We start from the raw sequence: 20819 nt of genomic DNA on the forward strand, positions 1-20819 counted from the left end.
ATCAAGTGACGATCCCCGTTTTCGTTATCGGTTAAAGCCCGACTTCATCAAAAGCCCAAGGTTTCTGGGGTTCTCCCCTACCCTGCGCCAGGCATAAGCCCACCAGTCCTGACCAAACGGCGCATAAAGGCGCAGGCGATATCCGGCTTCGAGCAATTCGCGTTGCAGGGGCTGATTGACGCCATACAGCATCTCGAACTCAAACCCGTCACGCGACCAGCCGTTTTGATCGGCAAGCTTGGCGATGCTCATGACCAATTCGCGGTGATGACTGCCAAACACCGGGAAAAACCCGCTTTGCTGGGCCGTATCAGACAACATCATGCCCGCCAGCTTCATGTAATTGCGATCAATCTGATCACGGTTGGTAAAGGCAACACTGGCGGGCGGGGCCATCGCCCCCTTGACCAGCCTTACCATCGCACCGCGCGCAATCATGTCGCCCAAATCGGCCTCGGTCCGATGTAATCGGGCCTGAAGCGTTTGAGCAACCGGCACATCCGCATCACAAAGGCGATGATGGAGTGCCAGCGTGTCATCGACCATGTCGAAATCTTCCATATCGATCATCAGCCGGATGGTTTGCGCACTATCTGCCTGTTCCGCGATTTCCTTGATTTGGGCTGCGATCAGATCGACATTCTCGGCCAAAATCGCTGGGTCCTGCATATAGCCCAGTTGCGACGGATCGATGGAGACATGCACATCAAGTCCGGCCTGATGCAGGCCCGGCATGACCTTGGTAAGCTGATCAACGGTTTCGCGGACCTGACCGATATCCTCGACATATTCGCCGAGATAAAAGCTTGAGATACGAATACCTCTGGCCTGAAGCGCCAAGGCGCGCGCGACATGGCCATCCGCATCCCCGGCACTGACAAACTGATCCGATAGTCCGGTCTTTCGACCGGCCGCCTCGCCCATGGCGCGAAGCGGCTTGGAGCAGGCAACCGCGATCATTGATTTCTGCCAAAATCCCATAACATTCAATTCCTTGCTGGTGACGCAAAGGATCGGCATAGCCGATCAAACCCGCCAAGTATTGAACGATATGGGCCACAGGCCAAATGCAAAACGGCCCACCAAATGGCGAGCCGTTTTTAATCGGTGTTTATTGCGGATCAGATCAGACCGACAGGTCTTCACCTGCAAGTGCGCGGTCAATCAGCGCAACGCTTTCTTCAATGCCATAAAGGGCGATGAAGGAACCCATACGCGGGCCCTGTTCCTGACCGAGCAGGATTTCATAAAGCGTTTTGAACCAGTCGCGGAGGTTTTCGTAATTGTGGTTTTTGCCCACGGTGAAAACTTCGGTCTGGATGTCAGACGGGTCAGTACCCTGTTCGATTTTCGAAAGGGTATCACGCAGGTCCTTAAGTGCGGCCTGCTCTGCCTCGGTTGCGGCACGGTATTTCTTCGTCGGTTTGACGAAGTCACGATAATAGTTGATGGCATAGCCAACCAGTTTATCGAGATACGGTGACGTTTCCGGGGTTGCGCCGGTCGCGTAACGCGAAATGAACTTCCACAGAAGATCACGGTCATCGGTGTTGCAAACCGAAACCAGGTTCAGAAGGATACCGAACGACAGCGGAATGTCGCGATCAGGTGCGGTACCGGCATGAATGTGCCAGGCCGGGTTCTGCAGGATCTTGGTCGGATCGGTTTCGGATTTCAGCTTTTCAGCAAAGGTCAGATACTCATCCACAGTTTTCGGGATAACATCAAAATACAGACGCTTTGCGGTTTTCGGCTTCTGGAACATGAACAGCGACAAGCTGTCTTCCGGCGCATATTTCAGCCAATCTTCCATCGAAAGGCCATTGCCCTTGGATTTCGAGATTTTCTGTGCGTTCTCATCAAGGAACAGCTCGTAATTGAAGCCTTCCGGCGGGGTACCGCCAAGCGCACGGACGATCTTGTTGCCCAGTTCGGTCGACGGAATAAGGTCTTTACCCGCCATTTCATAATCCACGCCCAGCGCATACCAGCGCATCGCCCAGTCAGGCTTCCACTGCAGCTTGCACGCACCGCCCGTCACCGGGGTTTCAACCAGCTTGCCGGTTTCCGGATGTTCATAAACGATGGTCCCGGCTTCAACATTAAGCTCGGTGACTTTCGCCATCAGAACCTTGTTGGTTTCAGGCTCGACCGGCATGAACGGGCTATAGGTCGCGCGGCGTTCTTCACCAAGGGTCGGCAGCATGATTTTCTGGATCGCGTCATAACGTTCCAGAAGGCGCAGAAGTGCCGCATCAAACATGCCCGAACGGTAACATTCGGTCGATGATTTGAATTCGTACTCAAACCCGAAGCTATCGAGGAACTCGCACAGGCGCGCATTGTTGTGATGCGCAAAGCTTTCATGGGTGCCAAACGGGTCCGGAACGCTGGTCAGGGCCTTGCCAAGATGTTCGGCAACCATGTCCTTGTTCGGGATGTTGTCGGGAACCTTGCGAAGCCCGTCCATGTCATCGGAGAAGCAGAACAGCTTGGTCGGGATATCGCACATGGTTTCGAACGCGCGGCGGACATAGCTTGTGCGCGCGACTTCGCCAAAGGTGCCGATATGCGGCAGACCCGACGGACCATAACCGGTTTCAAAAAGGACATAGCCCTTTTCAGGCGCCTTCTGTTTATACCGCTTGACCAGCTTGCTGGCTTCCTGAAAGGCCCAGACGTTGCTGTTAAGTGCGGCATCTCGAAGATCGGCTGTCATTTTTGAAACCTTGTTTGTCAATTGATCGTTGATTTGATTGGAAATCGTAGCTGCGCATAGTCACCCGGACCACGCGCGTGCGCGAAGCTATACCTCACCAGTGGCCAAGATCAAGCTTCTGTTGCGCATAGCTGCCAAATAATCCGGGAATTCCACGCATTTTCGCATCTGCGGAAAATACGGGTCAAAAATAGTACCCAAAACAGCCCCGCCTACTCCTAAGTGTAGTTGAAACTGACCTGTTAGCGGCAGATATCCAACTATAACGCGATTACAACGCCACCTAATCGCCAAATTGATGCAGATTCGCGCAATTGGGCCGAATTGCAGAATTAGTCAAAACTAATACGTTTGTATCTGACATTCGTAACGGGCGCACAAGCCGCGCCGGACTACTGATTATATGCAGTAAGATGAGGTACGAAATGTCGCTTGGCGGCAGCCTTTCACAGCAGTCCACCGACAAAATTGCGGTCGACAGTGCTGATCAAAGATTTGAACGCGTTGTTGAATACGCGCCCAATGCGATGATCCTGATCAGTGCCGAAGGCCTGATGGAAATGGTCAATGCGCAAACGGAAATCATCTTTGGTTATGCCCGTGCGGAACTGCTTGGCCAGCCGATCGAAATGCTCGTCCCGGAGCGTTTTCGCGCCGGACATCCGGGCCTGCGTGGATCCTTTTCACATAACCCGACCCCGCGCCCGATGGGTCCGGGGCGCGATTTATTTGCCCTTCGCAAAGATGGCAGCGAGTTTCCCGTGGAAATCGGCTTAAACCCGATCACAAGTGGCGAACGCCATCAAATCCTTGCGGCCATCTCCGATATTTCAGAACGCAAACACCGCGAAGAACAGATCGCAAGATCCCTTCGAGAAAAGGAAACGCTTCTGTCCGAAGTCCATCACCGGGTTAAAAACAACCTCCAGATCGTTCACAGCCTGCTCGATATGCAAACCGCTTCTGTCGAAGACAGACGTGCACGCGATGCACTGATCGATAGCTGTAACCGGGTGCGCTCAATGGCGCAGATCCACCAGTCGCTCTATCAAAGCGAAGACATCGCCAAAGTCGATTTCGCCAATTTCTGTGAAGGCCTGATTTCATCGCTGTTTGCGGCCTATAACATTGACCTCGAACGCATTCACGTCGTCAGCGATATGGCCGAAGTTGAACTGGCGATTGATCAGGCAGTGCCATGCGGCTTAATCGCCAACGAACTGATCGCCAATGCACTCAAGCACGGGTTTCCGAATGGCCACCAGGGCGAAATTCGCGTCTCGACCAAGCGCGATGAGAACAACATCGTCGAACTGACCGTTTCCGATACCGGCTGCGGCATGCCTGCCGGCTTCAAATTGGGGCAGGATAGCGGCCTTGGATTGCAATTGATTGAACTGCTTGTCGATCAGATTGGCGGCACGCTTGAGGTCGACACCAAAGACGCGACCACCTTTGTCATCACATTCGCGATAAGGAACTGAGAACGATGCGTCATCCAGTTCATGTCATGATTGTCGAAGACGAACGCATCATAGCCCTGCATCTGCGCAAGCAGCTTGAAAAGCTGGGCTACGAGCGCACAAGCGTTCATACCGAGGGTTATGACGCACTCCGCGCGATCGAACGCGATCCACCCGACATCATTTTGATGGACATCCGCATTGATGGCGATATTGACGGGATTGAAACTGCGGCGGGTATCCCCCAGAACTTGATGATCCCGGTCATTTATCTTTCGGCCCATTCCGAGGATGCGACATTGTCGCGGGCTCAGAAAACCCGCCCCTACGGCTTTTTGATCAAACCGTTCTCCGACCGTGAACTCCATGCGACCATCCAGATGGCGTTGGAGCGCCGGATTGCCGAACTGGCTTTGCGTGATGCGCAGCAACGCCTGTCACTTGCCATGACAGCAGCGCAAATGAGTTGCTGGGAAATTGATGTCGCCACCCGTGAAATGCACAGCACAGGCCTTGGCAATTTTGTCAGTCCGCTTCAGGAAACCGAAACCGTCACCGAAAGCTGGGATGATTTCCTGAACCGTGTCGCGATTGAAGACCGCGACATGGTGCGCAAGACCTTTAGCAATGCGGTTCATAACGGCGAATTTTATGACGTTGTCTTCCGTAGCAACGGGGAAAGCCGGGATTATCGTTGGTTCCGTGCGCGCGGCCGATCCTTTGTCAGCAGTCCGAACGGCACCCAACGCATCATTGGCATGATGCAAGACATCACCGATCAGCGCATCACCAAGGACAAGCTTCGCGAAGCCATGGCCGTTTACGAAACGACCCAGGATGGCATCCTGATCCTTGATCCTGATCTGGCCGTAACCAACGCCAATCAGGCGTATTACCGGATCACGGGGCATACCGCGAAAAGCACGCTGAACAAGCCCCCCTATTTTCTCGCCCCCGAAGAATTCTCGGCCGAATTTTATCAGGAGCTGTTTACAACACTTCGCAATCGCCGCCATTGGCACCGCGATATCGATACCCGCAACGCCCAAGGCGACCCGATTGCGCTGGCAACCCAGATCATTGCCGTCGAAGACGATGATGGGGAGCTAACCCATTTCGTGTCTATCGTCTCGGACCGGACCGCCATCCGGCAGGCCGAACAGGAACTGCATTATCTGGCGCAATATGATGGCCTGACCAGCCTGCCCAACCGGCTTTTGGCAACGGACCGCCTTAACCGTGCCATTGAACGCTGCGAACCGCGCGGCTCAATTGTCGCCTGCCTGTTTCTCGATATTGATGATTTCAAAAACATTAATGACACGCTGGGCCATGCCGCAGGCGATCAGGTGATCCTGATCGCCTCAACCCGGATCAAGGCAGTAACGGACCGGACCGACACCATTTCGCGTCTTGGCGGGGATGAATTCCTGATCATCCGCGAAAATATCCAAAGCGAAGCCGCTGCCTCGAACCTGGCGCAACAGATCATTCAGGAACTGCAACGCCCGTTCTATATCGTTGGCCATGAAATGACGCTCTCGGCCAGTATCGGCATTTCGCTTTACCCCAACCATGCCAATTCGCCGCAGGACCTGATCCGCTTGGCCGATACAGCGATGTATGCCGCCAAGGATCGTGGTCGGCGGACCTGGGCATTTTATGAGCCCGAAATGACTGATAACGCCACCCATTACCTGACGCGGTCACTGGAACTGCGGCGCGGGCTGGAAAACAATGAACTGGTTTTGTATTACCAACCGCAAATTGATGCCAAGACCGAACAGATGGTTGGTGTTGAGGCACTGTTGCGTTGGAACCACCCCATTCATGGGTTGCTCGGCCCCCATGAAATCATCCCTGTCGCGGAACAAAGCGGCCTGATCGTTGAGATCGGCAACTGGGTCATCCGCGAAGCCTGCACGCAGGCACGGCGTTGGCAAGATGAGTTTGGCGAGAAAATCCGCATGGCGGTCAATGTTTCTGTGCGCCAGATGCAAACGGCCCATTTCGCCGATACTGTACAGCATGAACTGGCCATATCGGGCTTGCCCGCAGAGTTTCTTGAACTTGAAATCACCGAAAGCATGATCCAGGACGATGCCAACTCGATCAGGACCTTGCATGAATTGCGCGCGGTCGGCGTTTCTTTGGCAATCGATGATTTCGGGACAGGTTATTCCTGCCTGCGATCGATCAAAAGCCTTCCGATCAGCCGCCTTAAAATCGACCGGGCCTTCATCAATGGCCTGCCCGATAGTAATGACGATGTCGCCTTGATCGAGGCGATGTTGGCCATGGCCCATTCCCTTAAACTGCTTGTCACAGCAGAAGGCGTTGAAACCGCCGAGCAATTTGAATTCCTGCGCGGGATCAAGCGCATCGAACTGCAGGGTTATCTGTTTAGCAAACCCCTGCCCGCCGATCAGATCTTTAGCAAGCAGTTGGTCAGCTCAAAGATTTCATAAATCCGTCAGGTGCATCCCTTAATACGTTTGAGCAAAATCGTTTTCCTCTTCAGGATAGGCGATGCTATCGTCATGCGCGAAATCACCGCCAAGTTATTGAATTAAGGGGCGCGATATCCATATGCGCTAGATACCTCTAAAGAGTAGGTCGGAAGGACGGTTTAATGAAATTTTCCACTCTGTCCCTTGGCGCTAAGCTTACCTTCGTAAGCGCCTTTGCCATTGCTGTTTGCCTGATTGCAGGTATTTCCCTTCAAACCATCCAGACCAGCAGTACCACCGAAGAACTGACAGAAGGCGAAGCACGTTCCGTTGCCCGCCATCATGCTGAACAGGCCGGTCGAGTACTCAATAGCGGGATGTCCGTTGCCAAAAACCTTGCCGGCGCGTTCCGCGCCATTCGCGAACAAGGCGGCACGGATCGCAAAGCCTATAACGAAATTCTCAACCGCACGCTTGTCGATAACCCTTCGCTTGCCGGCGCCTGGTCAGGCTTCGAGCCCAATGCCCTTGATGGCAAGGACGCCGATTACAAGAACGAAGGCGAACCATTCGGTGACGGTACCGGTCAATATGTGACCTATTATTATAACTTCGGGGATGGGATCGTTCCCTATCACCTCACGGGTCTTGATAACCCCGAGGTCAATGAATATTACACCACCCCGCGCGACACCAATAAACCCTATGTCACCGACGCGATCACCTATGACATTCAAGGCCGCGATGTCGTTCTGACCTCGTTCGTCTATCCGGTGCAAAATGCCAGCGGCAAATTCCTGGGCGTTTTGGGTGTGGACCTTGAACTTAACGCCCTTTCCGAACGCTTTGCCGAACTGACCCCGTTTGGCACGGGCACGGTCAATCTGGTATCGGCCCAGGGCACGTGGGTTGCCCATGAAGACCCGGCAGTGCGCGGGACCAAGCTTGATAATGCCAATGTCGTTCAGGCCGCCATCCTTCAGGCAATGAAAAGTGGCGAGCCAACCCGCATCGACGACGATACCACCATGCATATGATTGTGCCGGTCGCCATTGCGGGCTACCCCAACCAGTGGGGGGTTGTGGTCAATGTGCCGCTCGAAACGGTCTTTGCGCCAGCGGACAACCTTCGTAACATCACGCTGATCGGTGGCATTATCTTGTTGGTTATCGTCATTGCAGTTGTGCTGTTCTCCACCAAAGCGCTGGTGTCGCGTCCGATGACCAGTGTGGCGGGCGTGATCGACAGTCTGCAAAAGGGCGATTTTTCGGTCCGTATTCCTTATCTGACGCGACACGATGAAATCGGCGCAATTGCCAAGGCGCTTGAGTCCTTCAAGGAAGCATCAGCTGGCATGCAGCAGGCCGAACGCGAAAAGCTTGAAGCCGAACAGCGCGCCAGCGAAGAACGCAATCGTACCCGTCTGCAAATGGCCGACGAGTTCGAAAAATCGGTCGGCTCCATCGTCGTCAATGTTTCTGACAGTGCCGGTAATATGGAAAAAGTATCGCGCCAGATGCGCCGTGCCGCTGATCAGAGCTCCGAACAGGCCGTGGTTGTGGCGGCCGCCGCTGACGAAGCCAGTGCAAATGTGCAAACCGTGGCATCGGCAACCGAAGAACTGTCTGCCTCCATTCAGGAAATCAGCTCGCAGGTTGCGAAATCATCTGACATTTCGAGCACCGCCGTCGAAGAAGCATCACGCGCCAACACCATGATTACCGGTTTGGCCGAGGCCGCTGTTCGCATCGGTGAAGTTGTCAGCCTGATTAACGATATCGCGGCCCAGACCAACCTTCTGGCCCTGAACGCAACGATCGAGGCCGCCCGTGCAGGCGAAGCAGGCAAAGGCTTTGCCGTTGTGGCACAGGAAGTTAAAAACCTTGCCAACCAGACGGCCAAGGCAACAGATGAAATCGCCCAGCAGATCGGATCTATCCAGTCTGAAACCCAAAACACAGTGGGTGCGATTGAACGGGTGACCGAAACGATTTCCAACATCAACGAAATTGCCACAGCAATCGCATCAGCTGTTGAACAACAAGGTGCAGCAACTGCGGAAATTTCGGGCAACGTCCAACAGGCCGCTGCAGGCACGAACGAAGTTTCATCCTCGATCGGGATTGTGCGCAACACATCCCAGGAAACCGGTGAAGCCGCATCAAACGTTCAGGCCGGTGCCACCCAACTTGCCGAAGAAGCCCGCAACCTTGATACACAGGTCAAAAGCTTCCTTGATCGCCTGCGCAATATCTAAACCGCGCAAGCATCTGGGCTTTACAAACATTTTAGTGACGGCACCGATCTTGGTGCCGTCATTTTGTTGATTGGCACAGCATTCGGTGGTTGAATTGGCCTAGGCAATCACACCTTTGGCCATCATTCAGGGAACACGCCCATGCTGCCACTTCCTGTAACTGTTTTCACCGTTGCGGTCTTTGCCATCATGTTAAGCGGGCTGAGCCTTGCGGTGTCTTTCCGCCGTCGCGACTTGAACCTTGCGATTGGCGATGGCGATGACCGCATCCTGCGTCGTCGCATCCGCACCCACGGCAATTTCATCGAAAACGCCCCGCTTTGCGCACTGGTCGTTCTGGCAATGGAATCCTTGCTGGCCACATCCGATATGGTTTGGCTGGTCGCGGGTCTGCTGATTACTGCGCGCGTCTTACATGTGTTGGGCACGTTCCAGCGCATGAATAAACGCATCGTTGCACCGGCCATGATCATTCAACATTTGACCATGCTGATCGCAGGCGGCTGGCTTCTGGTCCAGACGTTTCAAAACCTGACCGCAGCCTGATGACGACACCTGCCCCTGCCTTTCAAACGGACGATGTCGCGGCAAAGTTCGCAAGCTATCCCGCGACCGCGCGCCAGATGCTTTTGATCATCCGCACGTGGGTGTTTGAACTGGCATCTGAAAATGCCGATGTCGGGACGCTTTCTGAAAGCCTGAAATGGGGGGAGCCTGCCTGGCGGCCGAAATCAGGGGTCGGCACAACCATTCGTGCAGACTGGAAGGACAAATCACCTGATTGCGTGAAGATCTTCTTTGATTGCAAAACCGATCTGATTGATCGGACCCGAAGCCTTCTTTCCGCCGATCTAGACTGCGAAGGCAACCGGGCAATTGTTTTGCCGCTTGATCGCCCCCTGCCTGAAGGTGCGGTTAAAACCGCCCTTGGCTGGGCGCTTTGCTATCACCGGGATCGCAAACTGCGCCAAGCATAACCGCACATATTTTTAGCCAAGCTTCTTCGCACCGGCTTCAAGCTGATCACGCATGGCCCGTAAATCGCGGTTCAACCGCTTTGCCGTTTCGATATCAAGTCCGGTTGCCTCAAACACGCAAGGTGGAACTTCGCGTGCCTTGATGCGCAACTCTTCACCCTGTTCAGTCAGGCTGATGCGCACAGAACGCTCATCATTCGGATCACGTTTGCGCGTCACAAGACCATTGGCTTCAAGCCGTTTAAGAAGCGGGGTCAGAGTACTGGATTCCAGATACATCTTCTCACCGATGCTGCGCACCGACTGATCGTCTTCCTGCCACAATGCCACCATCACCAGATATTGCGGATAGGTCAGACCCAGCACATCCAAAAGCGGCTTATAGATGCGGTTAAAGGCGTGGCTAGCCGAATACACCGAGAAGCACAGGAACTTCTCAAGCTGTAACAAATCATCTTTGGAACTGTCATTCATCGGTCTTGTCCTGTCTGTATGTTTGGCTGCCTTGTCTACAAAACCTAGCAAACCCGCCCGTTAGCGCCAAACATCAATCCCAAAAAGAAGACATCAGATGCGGGCATCTGAAAATCAAAGCCAGACAATTTAAATCGCACGCGATTAAATTACAAGCGATTTTATTGCATAACTCCCATTCCCATTTTTATATCGTGCACGACTTAATTGTGTGCGATACATAATTCAACAAAACGCAACGCCGCCCCGACAGGACGGCCCAGTTGATGACCAGTAAAGGATAAGACCCATGAGCCCATTCAAATCAAAAGTTGCCGCTGCGGCACTTGCACTGTCCACCTCATTGGCAAGCACGGCTGCCATCGCAAACCCGGTCCTTGAACCTGGAACCCAGAACTTCATCAATGTTCTTGAGGCATCCGGCGGTCCCGCGATCTACACCCTGACCCCGGCTGAGGCCCGCAACGTTCTGGCCGGTGCACAATCTGGCGAAATTGCCAAACCCGCTGTTGATATCACCGATACCGTCTTTGCCGTCGGCCCGACCGGCGAAACCAAGGTCCGCATCATCCGCCCGGCGGGCAACACGGATCGCCTTCCTGTAATTGTCTACTTCCACGGTGCAGGCTGGGTGATGGGCGATACCGGCACCCATGACCGTCTGGTGCGCGAACTGGCTGTTCAGGCCAATTCAGCACTCGTCTTTGTCGATTATGAACGCTCGCCCGAAGTGCGCTACCCGTATGCGATCGAACAGGATTACGCGGTCACCAAATATGTCGCTGAACATGGTGAACAGCTCAATATCGATCCAACCCGTCTGGCGATTGCCGGGGACAGTGTCGGGGGCAACATGACCGCAGTTGTTTCGCTTCTGGCCCAGGAACGCAAAGGACCGGCCATCACCGCACAGGTTCTGTTCTATCCGGTGACGGATGCGAATTTTGACAATGGATCTTACACCGAATTTGCCAATGGCCCGTGGTTGACCCGCCCGGCAATGGAATGGTTCTGGAACCAGTATCTGCCAGAAGGTGTTGATCGCACTGATCCGAAAATCACACCGATCCATGCAAGCGCTGATCAGCTTGCCGGTCAGGCTCCGGCCCTTGTGATCACGGCTGAAAACGATGTGCTGCGCGACGAAGGCGAAGACTATGCCCGGAAACTTACCCAGGCTGGCGTTGATGTCACCGTGACCCGCTATAACGGCACGATCCATGACTTCGTCATGCTGAATGCTCTTGCTGATACCCCGGCTGCCAAAGCAGCCACTGCACAAGCCGGTGCGTATCTGCGAAATGCTCTGCACGCAGAGTAATCACAAAACCTTCACTCTCTTTCGGGTAGGTGCGCTTGCGCCTACCCGCCCCCGGCGACATATGAAGGATCAGGAGCCATTGATATGGTTGAAATGGCAACCGCACGATTTGCGAAATACTAGGAAAACACCGCAGGGCGGGGTACTCACCCGGCCAAGGGGTTTGACGCCGGAGTTCGCAAATCGTGCGGTTGTCCGAAGGATTGATCGGATTTGCACTGACTACTTTGTCGCAAGACATTGAAAGATAGAAATCTTCCTGCTGTCTAGCTCCGCGTATCCGCACAAATCTGATCAACCATTGCAATCATATCATTGGTTCCTGATCCTAACAGCCGGGTAATCACCAACCGAACCACAGTTCAAACAAAGGATGAAAACCATGTCTGTTGATGTCAAATACACCGCTCGTGCTTCTGCAACCGGTGGCCGTGATGGCCGCGCAAAAACCGAAGATGGCAGCCTGGATGTCAAGCTGACCACCCCGAAGGAACTCGGCGGTGCCGGCGGTGAGGGCAACAACCCTGAACAGCTGTTCGCCATGGGCTACTCGGCCTGCTTCATTGGCGCGATGAAATTCGTTTCTTCCCAGGGCGGTCCGAAAGTCCCGGCTGATGTGTCTGTGACTGCTGATGTCGGCATCGGCCCGCGTGCGGCTGGCGGCTTTGGCCTTGCGGTGACGCTCAACATCTCGCTTCCGGGTCTCGATAAGGCCGAAGCAGAAAAGCTTGTCGAAGAAGCCCATAAGATCTGCCCCTATTCCAATGCGACCCGCGGCAATGTCGAAGTGACCTCGGTCATCGCATAACCTACAAGCTCCCCCCTGCTGATCAGCGCCCCCCATATGGCTGATCGGCAATCCCAAGGCCCGGTGTTACCCCGCACCGGGCCTTTTTGGTTTTTGCGGCTCAGACGTCTGCACTTGCAGCAGAAATCCGCACTTGAGCCTGATAGACCACACCATCGATCGCTAACCTAAAGTCCTGATCAAAGCCCTGTTCCTGCTTGTTTTTGTCCGAGATTGATTTTTGATTGATGGTACCTGCACTGCTGACCGCCTGCGCGTCCATCTGGACGAACTTTTCAAGCACCTGAACAATTCCATTCTGCGCGGATTCCAACAGTGTGACGGCGTCAGCAACCGGACTGATCTGATCACTTTTTGGCGGCGTAGTAAGCTTCCCCATCGCCGCGTCCACTTTTCCCGCTACGGACAAGAAAGTTTGATATTTGGGATCAAGCAGCTTCAGATAGCTGTCATCACGTGATGTCACTGTCTTGTATTGCGACCATGCCTGGCTGGACAGCTGAACGAAAAGACCGTCGGACATGAGTTTCTCCTGTTATATTTAGGTGTCGGTATTTACGAAGCGCCTAGAAGAACGATGATCCGATTGACGCCAAACTGGCTGAGGAAAAACTTTTTTTCCAAGCCTCTTTGGAAATCGGATGCATGAAGTCGTTAAAGCCAAGTGAGACAAGGCGTGTCTGGCTCAGATCAAAAGTATTCGCCGCCCACGCACCGTCATTTGCAGTAGCGTCAAGCAGCCATGCGGCACCAACCGGGCCTGGACCAACTGCTGCCGCAGCACCGGGCATATGCCAGTGATTGAACAATTGTGTCCGAACACCTTGTGCAAAAGCGCCATTATCTATTTCAAGCGTGATTTCACCGTCATATTGCATGGATCGATAGGTCCAGTTACTGGTACCGACCATCACAAACTGGTCATCAATGATTGCGACCTTTGAATGCGGATAGGTCCACTTGGTTGCCTCATTGAAGCGATGCGTCTTGGGCGCATACATCACGTCGTCATTTGTCGTGATGTTCCAGACATAGCGAAGCCCGATATCCCTCGCGGCTCCGGCACCTGTTGCAAACTGCACGCTATAGGATGTTGCCGGATTCAAGGTTGCCATGACGGCTGGATTGTAGCCGGCCTTATTCACAACCGGCCCGACAACATTGGCTGCCGGATAATTGGTTATGGGCCCTAGACGACCACGCCAGCTGTCTGCTGCATCGAACGAAACCAGATCCGCAAGCGCCAGTTCCACATAGGTGTAAAACATCAAGTAGGAGAACGCTTCGAAGTCGCTCATTGTCGTATTGCGCGGATGGTTCACGACAGGAATTACCGCACCCCCACCTTGTTTGAAGGCAGCAAGCGCCCCGACAATTGACGGATCGGTCAGGGCATAATTTTCAAGATAAACGTAGTTGGCCGCCGCCCCGATACGCGCCAGCAGCCCGGCTCTTATGTCCCGCTCAGCGGGGATTGCCTCTGAGTTTGTCGTCATCATTGTGATGGTTAGGTTTGCCGGATCAGGAGCAGCAACACCAATCGTTGCGGCAGGTGCCCCAAGACCATTCTGCTTGTTCCACCGCCGGACCCATTCACCTTCAATGTCATCGACGATCTGGCCCGTTACGCGCACCGCAGCATCATGCCACCAATTGTCAGGATCATGGACGTTGGCCGAGAGGTATTTGTGCGCCATATTCATCCCGCCAACATAGGCCTCCTTTAAAGGCCCATTCGACAGCACGACAATTTTTTGATGGGTACTCATACCAAAAGTACGCTGGCCGTAAGTCTCCATATAGATTTCGATGGGACGATATCCCGGTGTAGCGGCGTTGCGATTATTGACTGCACGTACCCAATCACGTGTTTTCCAGCCTGATTTCATCTCGTCGACAAAACTGTTGGCAATCTTCGCGCCTGCCCAGGCGATAATCTCGACCCGGATACCCAACCTTGCAATTGCTTCGAGTTTATCGATCAGAAGTGCACCAGCCCCGCCGCCATATCCGGGCAGAAATGCATCCGGTGAAATTTGCCAAAAGGCCAGTCGGACAAAACGGCCCACACCTGCGCCAGCTGCAATCACGCCATCAATACTCTGATGAAGCCTTGCGAAATATGCATCTCCGTCTAACAGAAACTGTGCATTGCTGTTGGCCCGCGTCACCTGCATGTCTCAACCCTCATCGGAAATAGGTTCTGATTGGTTGAATGACGCTCAGGAAAGCCATGCGTGAAATACTTGTGCCGAGCAGCCCCATGGCAAATTAACAGTTGCCCGACTTCGACGGGGCGTGGATGATCCCCGCACATATCAAAAGCTATCCGACTGTCAGGAGCCAGAATGTCCAGTCCGCTTACCCTTATTGTTTTCTCGCGCGCCAAACCGGGCATGGAAGAAGAACTTGGCAAACATTTGCTGGCACTGGTCGAACCGTCGCGCGCCGAAGAAGGCTGCATCAGCTACGATATGCACCAGTCCCAGGAAGACCCTGCGGTGTGGATGGCCTATGAAAATTGGCGTTCCGAAGAAGACCTTGCCCTTCACTTCGAACAACCCTATCTGCGCGCCTTTGCCGACATCAAAGACAGCCTTCTGGCCGAACCGCTTAAGGTGCAGAAATTCACGCTGAAATCCTGATTGCCCTGAACGGCATTACTTCCGCCATTTGATGGAATGTTAGCTTCTGTGCTTTTCGCGCTTTTCCTTTCCGCCCTGACATCGGCCACCATCCTGCCCGGCACGTCCGAGGCGGCGTTGGCCGCATTAATCGCCACCGGCGATCACGCGCTTTGGCTTTTGGTCATCGTTGCCACCGCGGGCAATGTGTTGGGATCGACCGTAAACTGGGTCCTGGGGCTTTATGTCGAACGGTTTCGCGACCGGCGCTGGTTCCCGGTATCGGCCGAGGCCCTTGATCGCGCATCCACATGGTTTGGCAAATACGGGCTTTGGTCGCTTCTGCTCGCCTGGCTTCCGATTATTGGTGATCCGCTGACGCTTTTTGCCGGTGTCATGCGCGTGCGTCTGATCCCGTTTCTGGTGCTGGTCACGATTGGCAAATTTGCCCGCTATGCGATGATTGCCGGCGGGGCAAACTTCCTGTCACAAACAATATTTGGCTAGTCCACCGAAATATTTATTCAGTATTTAATAAAACCGCCACAACACCATCAAACCTACTGACGACCAAAAATTGATTTAAATATATAAAAAATAAATCATTTGTAATTACATCACGCAAATGTTTCCCTTTGACTTAACAGCGCTGCGGAAAATACTTTTCGCGGCCTGATACAAAGGAATTTTATTTATGGCTATCGAAATCCCCGCATGGACGAAGCCTGGAATCTGGGGTGGCATTATCGGTGCTGTCCTGATTACCGTTGTCGGTTTTAGCACCGGGTCCGTCGTATCTGGCAGCACAGCACAGGAGATGGCCGATGCAAGTGGCAAGGAATTTGCCATTGCAGCAATGGCACCTGTTTGCGTTGCCCAGTTTAAAATGCAGTCGCCCAACAATCAGATGGCTGAACTGACCGCGTTGAAGGCCGAAAGCTCTTATAAGCGTGATGATTTTGTCATCGCCAAGGGGTGGGCCACGATGCCGGGCAGCGAAGAACCCAACAATGACATTGCTCAGCGTTGTGCATCGCTTCTGATGGACCTGACGTCAAACTGATCGCGGGTTTGCGCGCCACACACCGGCGCGCCCCGTAAACAGACAATCGGAACCAAACGCAGTGCAACCGGTCTTTCGGCCGGTTGCACTTTTTTTGCCCGGTTGCCCGATCTCGTTAGGCCAGAGCAATATTGTTCAATAAATCATCGCCGACCTTCGCCAAACTCATGTGCATAACAACGCATCGGATTTATTGCCCCAAATAACGTCAATCCAGATGCCCGCATGAGGAACGCCATTCATGACTGCCACGCTAAGCCTTTATCTTTCAATGTCTGCCTTTGCTCTGGCGGCCTCCATCACGCCGGGGCCGGTCAATATTCTGGTGCTTAGCTCTGGCGTGCAATATGGCTTCCGCCCCTCGCTCCGCCTTGTGTTTGGCGCAACGGCTGGCTTTTGCCTGTTGTTGCTTATGATCGGACTTGGCCTGCATGAATTGCTAGAAGCCTTCCCCGAACTCACCACCATCATTCAATGGGCTGGTGTGGCGTTTTTGCTGTTCATGGCCTGGAAACTGATGGCGTCATCAGGTGAACTTGGAAAATCCGATGCCGCATCCGGGCCAAAGGCAATCACCGGTGCCGTCATGCAATGGCTTAACCCAAAAGCCTGGCTGGCATCGATTGCCGGGATGGGGGCCTATGCCGCGTCTGGCGCGCCGACCCTGATCTGGGAATTCACCGCGATCTATTTTGTCGTTTGCTTTGCGTCCGTCGCCTGCTGGGCCTATACCGGTGCGTTTTTGGCGCGCTTTCTGGGCGAACCATCGCGCATCCGCATGTTTAACCGGGTGATGGCGGTATTACTGGCCGCAAGCGCGCTTTATCTGATTTTGGGATAATCCCCCGCACCTTGCCAATTATTGCAAACCCCAATTGCAAAGTGCGTGACTTAAGGCGGGCAAAGGCCCGCCTTCTTTTTTGGGATCAGGCCGCCTGTGCGCGGGCATATTGCCGTGGGGTTGCGGCCATCAAACGTTTGAAAATGCGTTGGAAATGGGCCTGATCGGCGAAGCCGGTTTCAAGGGCCACATCAACGATTTTTTCCCCGCGTCGCAGGGCATGACGCGCGCGTTGCACCCGGCAATTGATCAGATAGGCATAAGGCGTCATACCAAAGGTCTTCTTGAATGCGCGCACCAGATAGGAGCGGGAATAGCCGACCAAAGATGCCAGCTCATCCAGACTGATATTCTCGGCATAGTGGGTGCGGATATACTCCCCCACGCGCGCCATTTTCCGGTCATTTATCGCACCAATGCCACCATCAAGCACACCGCGCTGGCTCAGCTCCACATGCAGATCGCCAAAGAACGACACCATCGCCGTTTCCTTGCCAAGGATATCAATATCCGCGCTCGCCAAGGTATCAGCCAGATCAAGCAACCCGCCATAAAGCCGTGGATTGTGGCTCAGCGTGTCGGAAAACATCGCGAATTTTCCCGCCGCATCCGCATCGATCTCGATCTGCAAATCCAGAAGCCAGTCCGGATCGACAAACAACATGTCATAGCACCAGTCCGCCCCCTTGACCGGGTTGCAGCCATGGACATCTTCCGGGTTCAGGATGACAACCGATCCGGCCTGCGTTTCATGGGTTTTGCCCCGGTTCCAATAGGTGCTAAAGCCGCCATTCACCGTACCGATGGAAAAGGTATCGTGGCTGTGGCGCTCGTAACAAACTGCGTGCCCATCCGCCACACGCCTTAACTCGACAAACGGCAAAGCCGGGTCGCGCCAGAAATGTTGATTGCGGCTGTTGGGGGTGGCCATGGTAGACGGGGTTCTCCGTAACGATCGTCAAGTTGGATAATTTCAAAGATAGGGCAATTTCCCCGGTGGCGCCAGTCGTGGCCTATGCTTATAGTGCCCCAAATGTTCGATGATCGTTCCGAAGAGTCCCAGCCACGTTTCATGCCGCCCAACGCGCCCGTCATGGTCGTTGGATTGCGTCATGCTGTGTTTCTTTCGCCCGATGGCGAGATCGAGGAACTGCCGCACGGGGCTGCTGCCAAGCGCGCGCGATCATCACGCCCCATTCTGGTTCATACCCCGGCCTGCGCACGGCGACTAAAATCCGATCCGTTTCCGGCCCATGACCTTTTGGAACTGTTTGCCTTTGTCCGCCCGGCACAATTTTGTGTGCCCACCCCGCGTGGCATTGCCCTTGCGACGGGTCAGAAACCGGCGGACGATCTGATTGGTCAGGCCGAAGCCCTGGCCGAGGCAATGAAACGCCTTTTGCAAGAACTCGCGACCATGCATCGCAACAAGCGCGGCCCGGCCCTGTCGGTTGCATGGCCGATGGCGCGCGGTCATTGGCCGTGGGGTGTTTCGGTTCTGGCGGCTCTGGGTGCTGATGGCGATGGCCCGCATCGTTATGCAGTTTATGAAGGCTTGAAAGTCTGGAAGAAACTTGGCGAATGGGCCGAACATGCCCCGCCACCGCCGCCGGCCAATTATCCGGTTGATCCCAAAGATGCCCGTAAACGCCTGAAAGAACTTCTCGGCGATGGGGCGGAAGAACGCCCGCAACAGGCCGATTATGCATCCTCGGTCTGTTCGGCCTTTGGCCCGCGCCTGCATGATGGTGCGCCCAATATCGTTCTGGCCGAGGCCGGAACAGGCACGGGCAAGACGTTGGGTTATGTCGCCCCGGCATCCCTTTGGGCGCAGAAAAACGATGGCGCCGTCTGGATTTCGACTTATACCCGCAACCTGCAACGCCAGATCGATCAGGAACTCGATCGCCTGTATGACGATCCCAAGGACAAGCGCCTGAAGGCCGTCGTGCGCAAGGGGCGTGAAAACTATTTCTGCTTGCTGAATTTCGAAGAAGCCCAAAGGCCGCTTAATCAGCAACCGCATCAAGCCACCCCGTTGGGGCTTATTGCCCGCTGGGCAAGCCATACGCGTGATGGCGACATGGTCGGTGGCGATTTCCCCGCATGGCTGACCGAATTGCTTGGCAATCGCTTTACCGGGGCGCTGGCCGATCAGCGCGGTGAATGCATCTATGCCGCCTGCCCGCATTATTCGAAATGCTTTATCGAAAAAACCGTCCGTCGCGCGCGATCGGCCGAGATCGTGGTTGCCAACCATGCGCTTGTCATGGTGCAGGCAGCCCTTGGCGGGCTTGATGACAGCTCCATGCCGACCCGCTACGTCTTTGACGAAGGCCATCATTTGTTTGATGCCGCCGACAAAGCCTTCTCATCACACCTGACCGGGCAGGAAGGCCAGGAACTTAGGCGATGGTTACTGGGGGCGGAGCAAAAGGGGTCATCGCGCGCACGCGGCCTGAAACAACGCCTTGAAACCCTGATCCTTGATCGGGACGAGCTGCGCGATGCGGTCAATGCGGTGATTGTCGCCGCCCAATGCCTGCCCGAACAGGGCTGGTTGTCGCGCATTCATGATGGATCGCAACATGCCAAGGGCCCGGCGGAGGTCTTCCTTGCCCATGTCCGCGCGCAGGTGATGGCGCGATCGTCTGATGGGGATCGTGGTTACTCGATCGAGACCGATTGCAAACCGGCCATCAATGAAGTCCTTGCCAGTGCGGCTGATCTTGATCGCGCGTTGGAGGCGATGGAAAAACCGGCCAAATCACTGATCAAGATCATCGCCCATATGCTTGATGAAAAGGCCGATGAGCTTGACAGTGCCGAACGCCAGCGCCTTGATGCCGCAATCCGATCGCTCGAGCGCCGCGCAATCATGCAGGTCGGCGCATGGCGTGAAATGCTGGCATCGCTGGTCGAAGAAACCCCAAAAACCTTTGTCGACTGGTTTGCAATTGAACGCCAGTTTGGACGGGATTTTGATGTTGGCATGCACCGCCATTACCTTGATCCGACCATCCCGCTGACCACATCGCTTGCGCCGACCGCACATGGCATGGTGGTGACATCGGCCACCCTTCGTGATGGCACGGGGGATGAAGATTTCGACTGGGCCGTGGCCGAAGATCGCACGGGGGCATCGCACATGCCGCTTCCCGCCATCCGGGCGGCAATGAAAAGCCCCTATAACTACCGCGAACAAACCCGCGTTTTCATCGTCAATGATCTGGGCCGCGATAACCCGGACCATATTGCCGCGGCCTATCGCGAACTGTTTTTGGCATCAGGCGGCGGCGCGCTTGGCCTGTTTACCGCCATCACGCGCCTGCGCGCGATCTATGAACGCCTGACGGGTCCGATGGATGATGCCGGCCTGCAGCTTCTCGCCCAGCATATCGATGGCATGGATGTCTCAACGCTGATTGATATTTTCCGGGTTGAACGCGACGCCTGTTTGCTTGGCACCGATGCCGTGCGTGACGGGGTTGATGTGCCGGGCGACAGCCTGCGCCTGATCGTCTTTGATCGCGTGCCTTGGCCCCGCCCCGACATCCTGCACCGTGCACGCAAATCAGCGTTCCACGGCGCACGCTATGACGACATGCTGACACGTTTGCGGATGAAACAGGCCTTCGGCCGCCTTGTCCGTCGCGCAGAAGATCGCGGTGTGTTTGTCTTGCTTGATAACCGCATGCCATCACGCCTTCTCGGTGCCTTCCCCGAAGACGTCGAAGTCCAGCGCGTTGGCCTCCGTGAAGCGATTGAGCAGACGCGCGGGTTCCTGCACCCCAATAAAGCGTAAAGCAAACCTAGTTCCC

The 20819-nt window shown here is 54.7% G+C and carries 18 protein-coding genes; 12 read left to right on the forward strand and 6 right to left on the reverse strand.

What is annotated here, in order from left to right:
* Positions 1 to 24 precede the first annotated feature (24 nt).
* Together ACMZ66_RS07695 and ACMZ66_RS07700 are read right to left on the reverse strand one after the other, a co-directional pair.
* Complete coding sequence (locus ACMZ66_RS07695) at positions 25 to 981, reverse strand: proline dehydrogenase family protein (RefSeq protein ID WP_416936026.1); 957 nt, start codon at positions 979 to 981, stop codon at positions 25 to 27.
* A 145-nt stretch (positions 982 to 1126) separates the two neighbouring features.
* Positions 1127 to 2719: a lysine--tRNA ligase gene (locus ACMZ66_RS07700; RefSeq protein WP_416936028.1), complete on the reverse strand. Its 1593-nt coding sequence runs from the start codon at positions 2717 to 2719 to the stop codon at positions 1127 to 1129.
* 425 nt (positions 2720 to 3144) lie between these two features.
* On the opposite strand from ACMZ66_RS07700, the gene ACMZ66_RS07705 reads away from it, so the two are divergent.
* The 5 genes from ACMZ66_RS07705 (at position 3145) to ACMZ66_RS07725 (ending at position 9867) form a co-directional block, all read left to right on the forward strand.
* Positions 3145 to 4203, forward strand: a complete 1059-nt coding sequence (locus ACMZ66_RS07705; RefSeq protein ID WP_416936030.1) for a sensor histidine kinase — start codon at positions 3145 to 3147, stop codon at positions 4201 to 4203.
* 5 nt (positions 4204 to 4208) lie between these two features.
* Entirely contained in the window at positions 4209 to 6650 is a 2442-nt protein-coding gene (locus ACMZ66_RS07710) for an EAL domain-containing protein (RefSeq protein WP_416936032.1), read from the forward strand.
* A gap of 164 nt (positions 6651 to 6814) precedes the next feature.
* Positions 6815 to 8890: a methyl-accepting chemotaxis protein gene (locus ACMZ66_RS07715; RefSeq protein WP_416936033.1), complete on the forward strand. Its 2076-nt coding sequence runs from the start codon at positions 6815 to 6817 to the stop codon at positions 8888 to 8890.
* A gap of 141 nt (positions 8891 to 9031) precedes the next feature.
* On the forward strand, positions 9032 to 9436 hold the full coding sequence (locus ACMZ66_RS07720) for an MAPEG family protein (protein ID WP_416936035.1): 405 nt from the start codon (positions 9032 to 9034) through the stop codon (positions 9434 to 9436).
* The gene (locus ACMZ66_RS07725) at positions 9436 to 9867 is read left to right on the forward strand and encodes a DUF1801 domain-containing protein (RefSeq protein ID WP_416936037.1); all 432 of its coding nucleotides are present in this window, start codon (positions 9436 to 9438) and stop codon (positions 9865 to 9867) included. The genes ACMZ66_RS07720 and ACMZ66_RS07725 overlap by 1 nt, the downstream gene beginning before the upstream one ends.
* 12 nt (positions 9868 to 9879) lie before the next feature.
* Here ACMZ66_RS07725 and ACMZ66_RS07730 read toward each other — a convergent pair whose 3' ends face one another.
* Positions 9880 to 10341 (reverse strand): MarR family winged helix-turn-helix transcriptional regulator, encoded by a 462-nt coding sequence (locus tag ACMZ66_RS07730; protein ID WP_416936038.1) that lies wholly within the window; start codon positions 10339 to 10341, stop codon positions 9880 to 9882.
* A 289-nt stretch (positions 10342 to 10630) separates the two neighbouring features.
* Between ACMZ66_RS07730 and ACMZ66_RS07735 the strand changes: the two genes are divergently transcribed.
* Together ACMZ66_RS07735 and ACMZ66_RS07740 are read left to right on the forward strand one after the other, a co-directional pair.
* Positions 10631 to 11662, forward strand: coding sequence for an alpha/beta hydrolase (locus ACMZ66_RS07735; protein WP_416936040.1), 1032 nt, complete (start codon positions 10631 to 10633; stop codon positions 11660 to 11662).
* Between the two features lie 382 nt (positions 11663 to 12044).
* A complete protein-coding gene (locus ACMZ66_RS07740; RefSeq protein ID WP_416936042.1) occupies positions 12045 to 12470 on the forward strand; it encodes an organic hydroperoxide resistance protein in 426 nt (141 codons plus the stop codon).
* A gap of 100 nt (positions 12471 to 12570) precedes the next feature.
* Here the strand turns inward: ACMZ66_RS07740 and ACMZ66_RS07745 are convergent, their stop codons facing one another.
* Together ACMZ66_RS07745 and ACMZ66_RS07750 are read right to left on the reverse strand one after the other, a co-directional pair.
* On the reverse strand, positions 12571 to 12993 hold the full coding sequence (locus ACMZ66_RS07745; RefSeq protein WP_416936044.1) for a hypothetical protein: 423 nt from the start codon (positions 12991 to 12993) through the stop codon (positions 12571 to 12573).
* 43 nt (positions 12994 to 13036) lie between these two features.
* Positions 13037 to 14647, reverse strand: a complete 1611-nt coding sequence (locus tag ACMZ66_RS07750) for a phospholipase D-like domain-containing protein (RefSeq protein WP_416936046.1) — start codon at positions 14645 to 14647, stop codon at positions 13037 to 13039.
* A gap of 171 nt (positions 14648 to 14818) precedes the next feature.
* Here ACMZ66_RS07750 and ACMZ66_RS07755 point away from each other — a divergent pair, with 171 nt between their 5' ends.
* The 4 genes from ACMZ66_RS07755 to ACMZ66_RS07770 all read left to right on the forward strand — a co-directional run bounded on the left by ACMZ66_RS07755 (position 14819) and on the right by ACMZ66_RS07770 (position 16998).
* Positions 14819 to 15115: a putative quinol monooxygenase gene (locus ACMZ66_RS07755; RefSeq protein ID WP_416936048.1), complete on the forward strand. Its 297-nt coding sequence runs from the start codon at positions 14819 to 14821 to the stop codon at positions 15113 to 15115.
* 48 nt (positions 15116 to 15163) lie between these two features.
* The gene (locus ACMZ66_RS07760) at positions 15164 to 15601 is read left to right on the forward strand and encodes a YqaA family protein (RefSeq protein WP_416936050.1); all 438 of its coding nucleotides are present in this window, start codon (positions 15164 to 15166) and stop codon (positions 15599 to 15601) included.
* Positions 15602 to 15788: 187 nt separating this feature from the next.
* On the forward strand, positions 15789 to 16157 hold the full coding sequence (locus tag ACMZ66_RS07765; protein ID WP_416936052.1) for a hypothetical protein: 369 nt from the start codon (positions 15789 to 15791) through the stop codon (positions 16155 to 16157).
* Positions 16158 to 16398: 241 nt separating this feature from the next.
* A complete protein-coding gene (locus ACMZ66_RS07770; RefSeq protein WP_416936054.1) occupies positions 16399 to 16998 on the forward strand; it encodes a LysE family translocator in 600 nt (199 codons plus the stop codon).
* A gap of 85 nt (positions 16999 to 17083) precedes the next feature.
* On the opposite strand, the gene ACMZ66_RS07775 is transcribed toward ACMZ66_RS07770, so the two are convergent.
* A complete protein-coding gene (locus ACMZ66_RS07775; protein ID WP_416936056.1) occupies positions 17084 to 17929 on the reverse strand; it encodes an AraC family transcriptional regulator in 846 nt (281 codons plus the stop codon).
* A 102-nt stretch (positions 17930 to 18031) separates the two neighbouring features.
* Between ACMZ66_RS07775 and ACMZ66_RS07780 the strand changes: the two genes are divergently transcribed.
* On the forward strand, positions 18032 to 20803 hold the full coding sequence (locus tag ACMZ66_RS07780) for an ATP-dependent DNA helicase (RefSeq protein WP_416936058.1): 2772 nt from the start codon (positions 18032 to 18034) through the stop codon (positions 20801 to 20803).
* Positions 20804 to 20819: the final 16 nt, after the last annotated feature.

The sequence above is a fragment of the Thalassospira sp. genome (assembly GCF_048059015.1).
GTDB lineage: Bacteria > Pseudomonadota > Alphaproteobacteria > Rhodospirillales > Thalassospiraceae > Thalassospira.